The 7,842-nt window shown below is 71.9% G+C and carries 8 protein-coding genes; 2 read left to right on the top strand and 6 right to left on the bottom strand.

From position 1 onward, the window contains the following. The 3 genes from ABNT58_RS06270 to ABNT58_RS06260 all read right to left on the bottom strand — a co-directional run. Positions 1-1,034: PLP-dependent aminotransferase family protein (locus tag ABNT58_RS06270; protein ID WP_348752647.1), on the bottom strand; the 1,034-nt coding region annotated here is incomplete at its 3' end. Then, complete coding sequence (locus ABNT58_RS06265) at positions 1,031-1,756, bottom strand: aspartate/glutamate racemase family protein (protein WP_348752646.1); 726 nt, start codon at positions 1,754-1,756, stop codon at positions 1,031-1,033. The genes ABNT58_RS06270 and ABNT58_RS06265, both read right to left, overlap by 4 nt. Continuing rightward, positions 1,753-2,742, bottom strand: a complete 990-nt coding sequence (locus tag ABNT58_RS06260) for a DMT family transporter (protein ID WP_348752645.1) — start codon at positions 2,740-2,742, stop codon at positions 1,753-1,755. The genes ABNT58_RS06265 and ABNT58_RS06260 overlap by 4 nt, the downstream gene beginning before the upstream one ends. A 143-nt stretch (positions 2,743-2,885) precedes the next feature. Here ABNT58_RS06260 and ABNT58_RS06255 point away from each other — a divergent pair, with 143 nt between their 5' ends. Both ABNT58_RS06255 and ABNT58_RS06250 read left to right on the top strand, forming a co-directional pair. After that, positions 2,886-4,286 (top strand): PLP-dependent aminotransferase family protein, encoded by a 1,401-nt coding sequence (locus tag ABNT58_RS06255; protein WP_348752644.1) that lies wholly within the window; start codon positions 2,886-2,888, stop codon positions 4,284-4,286. Between the two features lie 71 nt (positions 4,287-4,357). Further along, positions 4,358-5,089, top strand: coding sequence for a hypothetical protein (locus tag ABNT58_RS06250; RefSeq protein ID WP_348752643.1), 732 nt, complete (start codon positions 4,358-4,360; stop codon positions 5,087-5,089). A gap of 33 nt (positions 5,090-5,122) precedes the next feature. On the opposite strand, the gene ABNT58_RS06245 is transcribed toward ABNT58_RS06250, so the two are convergent. From ABNT58_RS06245 to rdgC, 3 genes are all read right to left on the bottom strand, one after another. Next, on the bottom strand, positions 5,123-5,527 hold the full coding sequence (locus tag ABNT58_RS06245; RefSeq protein ID WP_348752642.1) for a PaaI family thioesterase: 405 nt from the start codon (positions 5,525-5,527) through the stop codon (positions 5,123-5,125). Between the two features lie 34 nt (positions 5,528-5,561). Further along, a complete protein-coding gene (locus ABNT58_RS06240; protein WP_348752641.1) occupies positions 5,562-7,463 on the bottom strand; it encodes an ATP-binding cassette domain-containing protein in 1,902 nt (633 codons plus the stop codon). Positions 7,464-7,532: 69 nt separating this feature from the next. After that, positions 7,533-7,842: recombination-associated protein RdgC (gene rdgC / locus ABNT58_RS06235; RefSeq protein WP_348752640.1), on the bottom strand; the 310-nt coding region annotated here is incomplete at its 5' end.

Below are 7,842 nucleotides of genomic sequence, written 5' to 3'. Positions count from 1 at the left end.
TAGGCCACGCCAGCTTCCACCGCTTTGGGCAGCAGGGCCAGCGTGTCCAGGCCCTCGGGCAGCTCGACCCAGAAGAACATGCCGCCCTCGGGCAGCTGCCAGCGGCAGCCGGCGGGCAGGTGCTGCTCCAGCGCGGCCTTCATCGCATCGCGCTGGGCCTTGTAGCGGGCGCGGATGGTGGGCACGTGGCGGCCGAGGAAGCCGTCCTTGATGACCTCGTACACCACCCGCTGGTTGAAGCCCGGCGTGTGCAGGTCGGCCGCCTGCTTGGCCTGCAGCAGCTTGGGGTACAGCGGCTTGGGCGCCACCACGTAGCCCAGGCGCAGGCCCGGCGCCAGCACCTTGGAGAACGAGCCCAGGTACAGCACCTGGTCGGGGGCATGGGCGGCCAGCGGCGCGGCCGGCGGCTGGTCGAACCACAGGTCGCCGTAGGGGTTGTCTTCCAGCACCGGCAGACCCAGGCGCAGGCATTCGGCCATCAGCGCGTCGCGCCGCGCGGCGCCGATGCAGCGGCCGCTCGGGTTCTGGAAGTTGGGCAGCATGTACAGGAAGCGCGCGCCGCGCGCCGCCTGCAGCGCGGCCGGCACCGGGCCCTGGTCGTCGCAGTCCACCGGCAGAAACTCGGGCTCGTACGGCGCAAAGGCCTGCAGCGCGCCCAGGTAGGTGGGCGACTCCACCGCCACGGTGCTGCCCGGGTCCAGCATCACCTTACCGGCCAGGTCCAGGCCCTGCTGGGAGCCGGTGGTGATCAGCACCTGGTCGGCGTCCACCTTCATGCCCTGCGTGGCCAGTTGCGCGGCCACCCAGTCGCGCAGCGGGCCGAAGCCTTCGCTGGCGGCGTACTGCAGCGCTTCCTGGGGTGCATCGGTCAGCACGCGGGCGGCGGCCTCGCGCATGGCCTCGACCGGAAAGCCCTCGGCCGCGGGCAGGCCGCCGGCCAGCGAGACGATGCCGGGCCGCTCGGTCACCTTCAGGATCTCGCGGATGATCGATGGGTTGAGCCGCTCGGCGCGGCGGGCCAGGGTCCAGGTCATGTGGGCTTTCGGTCGGTGGGGGTGGGTTCGTCCAGCATCCAGGCCACGGCGGCCTCGGCATGCAGGGCGGTGCTGTCGAACAGCGGAAACGCATGCCGGGCCGGGTCCAGCAGCAGCGAGATTTCAGTGCAGCCCAGGATGACGCCTTGCGCACCACGGGCGGCCAGCCGGTCGATCACGCCCAGAAAGGCCTGGCGCGACGCCTCGCTGACCACGCCGCGGCACAGCTCATCGTAGATGACGGCATGCACCCGCGCGCGGTCGGCGGCCGGCGGCACCAGCACCTCCAGGCCGCTGCGCTGGCGCAGGCGGTCGATGACGATGGTGCTGTCTTCCATCGTGAAGCGGGTGCCCAGCAGGCCCACGCGCGACAGGCCGGCCGCACGGATGGCCGCGCCGGTGGCATCGGCGATGTGCAGCAGCGGCAGGCCGGCGGCGGCTTCGATGGTGTCGGCCACCTTGTGCATGGTGTTGGTGGCCAGCACCAGGCCCTGCGCACCGGCGCGCCACAGGCCCGAGCCCAGCGCGCCGAGGTGCTGCGCCGCGGCGGCCCACTGGCCGGCGCTCTGCCACTGCGCCACGGGCGCGAAGTCGACGCTGGCGATGCGCAGCGGCGCGCTGTGCAGCCCGCCCAGGCGGCGCGACACGCCCTGGTTGAGCAGGCGGTAGTAGACGGCGGTGGATTCCCAGCTCATGCCGCCCAGCAGTCCCAGCGTTTTCATCGTGCAGGCTCCTGCGGCGGGTGGACGGGCATGCGCTTGCCCAACAGCACGGTGGCGATGACGGCCAGCGCGAACAGCACGGTGACGAGGTCCAGCCGCTCGCCCAGCAGCGGCACGGCCACCAGCATCGAGGCAAAGGGCTGCACCAGCTGCACCTGGCTCACGCGCAGCGTACCGCCCAGCGCCAGGCCGCGATACCAGGCGAAAAAGCCCAGCCACATCGACACCAGGGACACGTAGGCAAAGCCGCCCCAGGCCGCGGGCCGCGCCTCGGCCAGCGCTGCCGGCTGCTGCAGCGCAATGCCGATGGCCCAGGGCAGCGTGATGGGCAGGCACAGCACCAGCATCCAGCAGATCACATGTTCGCCACGCAGGCCCTGGGCGGCCAGGCGGGCGCCGCCCACGTAGCCCACAGCGCCCGCCGCCACCGCGGCCAGCAGCAGGCCATCGGCCGCCTGCAGCCGGCCACCGCCCTGTACCGCCGCAAAAGCCACCACCAGCGCGCAGCCCAGCAGCGCACAGCCCCAGAAGGCGGGCGCCGGCCGCTGGCGCAGCCACACGGCGGCCACCACGGCGGTGGCCAGGGGCAGAAAGCCGTTGATCACCGAGGCATGGATGGCTTCGACATGGCGCACCGCAAAACCGCTGAACCACGGAAAGCCGAACACCACGCCGGCGGCGCTGACGGCCAGCAGGCCCCATTGCCGGCCCTGCGGCCGCGGCGCGCGGGTGGCCAGCAGGTACAGCGCGGACAGCAGGCCGGCCACCGCCGCGCGGCCGATGGCCACGAAGTCGGGCGGCAGCTGCGGCTGCGTGACGTCGCCGCCGGCCAGCCGCGTCATCGGAATGCTCAGCGAGAACATCAGCACACCGGCCAGGCCCAGCCACCAGCCGCGCCGCGCGGCGGCGGCGGTGCGTGCGGTATCGGCGGCGCGGTGGGCGGCAGCGGCGGGAGTGACCGGCAGCGTGGGGGCGGCAGTGTTCATCGCATTCGCTCCAAGGTGGGCAGCCCAGTCTAGGGGCACACACCAGCACAGTATCAGTACACTGCAGCAAACTCACCTGCCTTCTGTACTGTCGCCAGCGGCAGCACAGCCAGCCCCGCCGCATGCCACCGCTCGAGCCCCCGTTGACCCCCAACGCCCTGTCGCGCGATGGCGAAGCCACGCTGGCCGCCCAGCTGGCGGCGCGCTACGCCGAGCGCATCGAGCAGCAGCTGCTGGCGCCCGGCGCCCGATTGCCTTCGGTGCGCGAATGCGCGCGCCGCCACACCGTGAGCCCCAGCACCGTGGTGGCGGCTTATGACCAACTGGCCGCCCAGGGCCTGGTGGAAGCGCGGCCGCAGCGCGGCTTTTTCGTGCGCGGGCCGCAGGCGGGCCGCCGCGCGCTGCCGCCGCCGGCGGCCCATGCACCGCGCATCCGCCCGACCGATGCGGCGTCGATGATCCGCGGCATGTTCCACGGCGTGGGCACGCCCGGCCCCGGCATGGGCACGCTGCCGCCCGACTGGCTGGACCTGCCCCTGCTCAACGGCGCGATGCGGCGCGCGATGGCCGACGACGACAGCGCGCTGCGCTACGGCGAGCCGGCGGGCGACCTGCGCTTTCGCACGGCCTTCGTGCAGCGGCTGGCCGACGTGGGCATCGCCGCCACGCCGGCCCAGCTGCTCACCACCATGGGCGCCACCCATGCGCTGGACATCGTGTGCCGCACGCTCACCCAGCCCGGTGACGCGGTGCTGGTGGACGAGCCGGGCTGGCCGATCGAGTTCGCGCGCCTGTCGCGCATGGGGCTGCGGGTGCTGCCGGTGCCGCGCGGCGCCCAGGGCCCCGACCTGGAGGTGCTGCGCACGCTGGCGCAGGCGCATCGGCCGCGGCTGTACATCACCGTCTCGGTGCTGCACAACCCCACCGGCGCCATGCTGTCGCTGGCTGCGGCGCACCAGGTGCTGAAGCTGGCCGAAGCCTGCGACTTCACCATCGTGGAAGACGACACGTATGCCTACCTGGCGCCGGCCCATGTGCCGCGGCTGTCGGCACTGGACAACCTGCAGCGCAGCATCTACCTCACCGGCTTTTCCAAGATCCTGACGCCCAACTGGCGGGTGGGCTGCATCGCCGCCCATCCGGCGATGGTGGACCGGCTGATCGACACCAAGCTGCTGGGCATGCTGAGCACACCCACCGCGCCCGAGCGGGCCCTGGCGGTGACGCTGGAACAAGGCTCGCTGCGCCGCCATGCCGAGCGGGTGATCGTGCGGCTGCAGGCCGCGCGCCACCGCACGCAGCGGCTGGCGGAGGACGCGGGCTTTCGCTTCGTGGCGCCGCCGCAGGGCCTGTTCGGCTGGGTGGATGCGGGCCTGGACACCGAGCGCCTGACCGAGGCCATGCTCGACCGCGGCTGGCTGCTGGCGCCGGGCACGCTGTTCCATGCCGTGCCGCGGCCTACCACGCTGATGCGGGTGAACTTTGCGACGGCGCAGAACGCCGCGCTGTGGGACAGCCTGAGGCAGTTGCGTTCATTGCTTTGAGGCCGCCGGGGCGCGCGGTCTGCGCTTAACATGGGCGGGCGTATGCCCTCCACCTTGGCGCGGCGCGGATCGTGACTTTTGAATCAACCTTGCCTTTTGGCGCACCCGACCTGATGCGGGTGAGTGACTTCCAGCGGTACCTCGACGAGCTTGTGCTCACCGAGCGCAGCGAAGGCGTGCCTGGTTTTACCGCGTCGCTCAGCCCTTCGTTGATGATGGACCTGCAGCGGGTGGAGCAAAGCGGCCAGCAGGCCGACGTGCTGGTGGTCATCGCGGCCAGCCTGCGGCACGGCCATTCGCTGGCGGTGCACCTGCAAAGCGGCGAGAAGGTGCTGCCGCTCACGGTGTTTCCGGCGCAGCAGCTGGCGCACTGCCCGGTGCCGCTGGAAGAGCTGCTGGGCGGCCGGCTGTCCGACCTGCGGGTGATGCATGTGGAGCCGGCGGTGCTGCGGCCGCCGGGCGATCCGCAGGCCGCGCTGGTGGGCGACCGCCACCTGTACCACCCGCTGCCCCAGCTCACCTGGGACATGGCGCTGCGCGGCGCCCGCGACGAGCTGCTGCCCGAGATCGCCGGCCAGGCGGCCTACCGCATCTCGCCGGGCACCGACCTCCGCAACCTGGGCCTCAGCGGCACGCTGCTGGCCGCGGTGCAGCGGCTGCAGCGCCAGTCCATCAACCTGCGCGACCTGGCCGAATGGCCCGGCTTCGACCGCGTGCGCGCCGCCCGGCTGCTGAATGCGCTGTACCTGCAGGCCGGGCTGATCGTCAGCCGCACGCACCCGGCGGCGACGGGCGGGCGCTGAGTTCGCCCCCAAGCCACCGGCACGGCCGGTGGATCAGCGCTCGATCAGCTTGAAGCTGCCGGTGGCCAGCGCCACCAAGGTGCCCTCAGCATCGTGTGCCTCGCCGCGCGCAAAGCTGATGGAGCGGCCGCGCCGCTCGCAGCGGGCGGTGCACACCACGTCGCCACGGGCGGCGGCCACGAAGTGGATGCTGAGGTCGATGGTGGCCACGCCGAACTGCGTGGGCGCATGCGATCGCACCGCCGCGGCCAGGCCGCAATCGAACAGCACCGACAGCGCGCCGCCATGCACATCGCCCCGGCTGTTGGCATGCGCGGCCTTGAAAGGCAGGCGCACGCGCGCCTGGTCGTCGCCCACCGCTTCGCCCTGCAGGCCGAAGGTGGCGGCCAGCGGGATCTGCAGGCCGAAGAGGGTGTCTGGGGGAAAGGAACTGCTCATGCGGCCATGATGCCTGCAGTGCGCAGCATGACGCTCAGCGTGCGCCGAGGGCTTCCCAACGCTCCAGCGCGGCCAGCAACTCGTCGTCGATGGCGCTGTAGCGGGCCTGCAGCTCGGCCACCTTCTGGTGGGTTTCGCGGGCGTAGATGCCGGGGTCGGCCAGCTGCTCGCCCAGCGTCTTCTGCTCGGCTTCCAGCGCCTCGATCTTCGCGGGCAAGGCGTCCAACTCGCGCTGCTCCTTGTAGCTGAGCTTGCGGGCCGGCGCCGCCGGCTTGGCGGCGGTGGGCGCGGCCACCGGCGCAGGAGCCGGCACTGCGGCCGCAGCCGCTGCAGCCGCCGAGGCCGCCGACACCGCACGTGACCGGTTGCGCTGCTGCAGCCAGTCTTCGATGCCGCCTTCGTACTCGCGCCACAGGCCCGGCCTGGCGTCGCCCTCCCAGGCGATGGTGCTGGTGACCACGTTGTCGACGAAGCGCCGGTCGTGGCTGACCAGGAACACGGTGCCGCTGTACGACTGCAGCAGCTCTTCCAGCAGCTCCAGCGTGTCGATGTCCAGGTCGTTGGTGGGTTCGTCCAGCACCAGCACGTTGGCCGGCAACGCGAACAGGCGCGCCAGCTGCACCCGGTTGCGTTCCCCGCCCGAGAGCGTGCGCACCGGGCTGTTGGCGCGCTCGGGCGAAAACAGGAAGTCGGTGAGGTAGCTCATCACATGCTTGCGCTGGCCGCCGATCTCCACCCACTCGCTGCCGGGGCTGATGGTGTCGGCCAGCGTGGCGTCCAGGTTCAGGCCGGCGCGCATCTGGTCGAAGTAGGCCACCTGCAGGTTGCTGCCGCGGCGCACGCTGCCCTGCGTGGGTTCCAGCTCGCCGAGGATGAGCTTGAGCAGCGTGGTCTTGCCGCTGCCGTTGGGGCCGACCAGGCCCACCTTGTCGCCGCGCAGGATGGTGGCACTGAAGCCGTCGATCAGCGTGCGCTCGCCGAAGCGCTGGCTGACGTCGCGCAGCTCCGCCACGATCTTGCCGCTGGGCGCGCCCGAATCCACTTCCAGCTTCACCTGGCCCAGCGATTCGCGGCGGCGGGCGCGCTGCTCACGCAGCGCCTGCAGCCGCTGCACCCGGCCCACGCTGCGGGTGCGCCGCGCTTCCACGCCCTTGCGCACCCACACCTCCTCCTGCGCCAGCAGCTTGTCGGCGCGGGCATTGGCCAGGGCTTCGTCTTCCAGCTCGCGGGCCTTGGTGGCCTCGTAGGCGCTGAAGTGGCCCGGGTAGCTGCGCAGCACGCCGCGGTCCAGCTCGACGATGCGGGTGGCCACCGCGTCGATGAAGGCGCGGTCGTGCGAGATGAGCAGCAGCGCGCCGCCCCATTCGTTGAGCAGCGTCTGCAGCCAGACGATGGCGTCCAGGTCCAGGTGGTTGGTGGGCTCGTCCAGCAGCAGCACGTCGGGGTGGGCGGCCAGCGCCTGGGCCAGGGCCACGCGCTTCTTGGTGCCGCCCGACAGCGCGTCCACCACCGCCGCGGGGTCCAGGTGCAGGCGCTGCAGCGTCTCGTCCACCCGGCGTTCCCAGTTCCAGCCGTCCAGCGCCTCGATGCGGGTCTGGATCGCGTCCAGGTCGTCGCCGGGCTCATGCGCCTCGTAGCGGGCGCGCAAGGCCTTGGCTTCGGCCACGCCCTCGCTCACCACCTCGAACACCGTGGCACCGGCCGCGAAGTCGGGCTCCTGCGGCACATAGAAGCGGCGCACGTTCTGCTGCGCCTGCAGCAGGCCGTCGTCCAGCTTTTCCAGGCCGGCCAGCACCTTGAGCAGCGACGACTTGCCGGCGCCGTTGCGGCCGATCAGCGCGACCCGCTCACCCGCTTCCAGCGAAAAGCCCGCGCCATCGAGCAGCGGGACGTGGCCGAAGGCCAGATGGGCGTTGGAAAGTGACAGCAGGGCCATGGTGCAGGGCAATCGGGGGCGGGCAACAGGCGAGCATACCTGCCGGGCCGGTCGCGTCAGGCGCCGGGCTCAGGCCGAAATTGCATGCTCCCCGCCCAGGGCCTCCACCAGGTCGGGGATCAGCTGCCGCAGCTCGCCGGTGGCGATGGCGGCATCGGCTTCGAAGGCTTCGTCCTTTTCCACCTTGGGCAGGCCTTCGAACACACTGTCGAGGAAGGCGATCTTGCGCACCTGGCCGGTGTCGCTGAGCACGAAGGACACGCGGCCCTGCCAGGTGAGTGCCAGCCGCGTGGGCAGCTTGCCGCTGCGGATGTGCTCGCGCACCTCCTCGATGTCCAGCGCATGGCGGGCGTAGCGCACCACCGACTTCATCTCGTCC

It is taken from the genome of uncultured Aquincola sp. (assembly GCF_964001545.1).
Classification (GTDB): domain Bacteria; phylum Pseudomonadota; class Gammaproteobacteria; order Burkholderiales; family Burkholderiaceae_C; genus Aquincola.
This window is presented reverse-complemented; position numbering and strand designations above follow the sequence as displayed.